General features: G+C 57.3%; 2 protein-coding genes. Both read right to left on the bottom strand.

Annotated elements, in window-relative coordinates:
• Positions 1-51 precede the first annotated feature (51 nt).
• The gene (locus tag DSOL_RS26170; protein ID WP_075367607.1) at positions 52-282 is read right to left on the bottom strand and encodes a LysM peptidoglycan-binding domain-containing protein; all 231 of its coding nucleotides are present in this window, start codon (positions 280-282) and stop codon (positions 52-54) included.
• Between the two features lie 74 nt (positions 283-356).
• A complete protein-coding gene (locus DSOL_RS29680; protein ID WP_282433585.1) occupies positions 357-731 on the bottom strand; it encodes an OmpA family protein in 375 nt (124 codons plus the stop codon).
• Positions 732-757 lie beyond the last annotated feature (26 nt).

The following is a 757-nucleotide window of genomic DNA, read 5'->3' as shown; positions in this document are numbered from 1 at the left end:
GGGTTTTTCCGGGAATGGTGAGGGTCTGGCCGGCTTTGAGCCTTTTTGGCGTCAGCCAGTCCGTTTTGCCGCAAGCAGTGTTTTGGCGTCCACACCGAATTTTTTGGCGATGACAGCCACGGAATCGCCCTTTTCGACCTTGTAGGTCAGGGGCTTGGGCTGTTCGACGACAATTTTCGGGGCAGGCCCGTCAGCAGGATAGATGGATAATCCGGCGGAAGCCACGCTGGTTACGGCGAAAATCAGGAGAGCGAGGGAGACGAGGGTCTTGGAGGTGGGCATGGGGTGTTCTCTCCGATCAAAATACAAGGCCAGACGCCCCGAGGGGCGTCTGGCCAGTGAGACTGGAGTCTCAACTACATGGACTTGAACTTGATGACGCAGCGACGGTTCAGAGCGCGGCCCTGAGCGGTCTTGTTGGTGGCGACCGGGTCGGACTCACCGAAGCTGATGGTCTCGATGCGGCTCGAATCAATGCCCTTCTTGACGAAGAAAGCCTTGACGGAGTCGGCGCGGCGCTGACCAAGCTTCATGTTGTACTGCTCGGAGCCGATGGAGTCGGTGTGGCCTTCAAGGACGACCTTCATGCCGGTCTTCGACTTGATGATGGCGGTGCCTTCTTCAAGAACGGGGCACGAACTCGGGCTTGATGTTGTACTTGTCGAAGTCGAAGTAGATGCTGCGGAAGACGACGATTTCGTCTTCGATCCACTCGTACAGAGCGCACTCAAGGAATCTTTCGCGGGCGGCTTCGTTA

It is taken from the genome of Desulfosporosinus metallidurans, from assembly GCF_001936615.1.
Classification (GTDB): domain Bacteria; phylum Bacillota; class Desulfitobacteriia; order Desulfitobacteriales; family Desulfitobacteriaceae; genus Desulfosporosinus; species Desulfosporosinus metallidurans.
This window is presented reverse-complemented; position numbering and strand designations above follow the sequence as displayed.

What these genes read in the sequence shown, in the direction of transcription:
- DSOL_RS26170 (WP_075367607.1), bottom strand. Translation starts at nt 282, where the DNA reads ATGCCCACCTCCAAGACCCTCGTCTCCCTCGCTCTCCTGATTTTCGCC.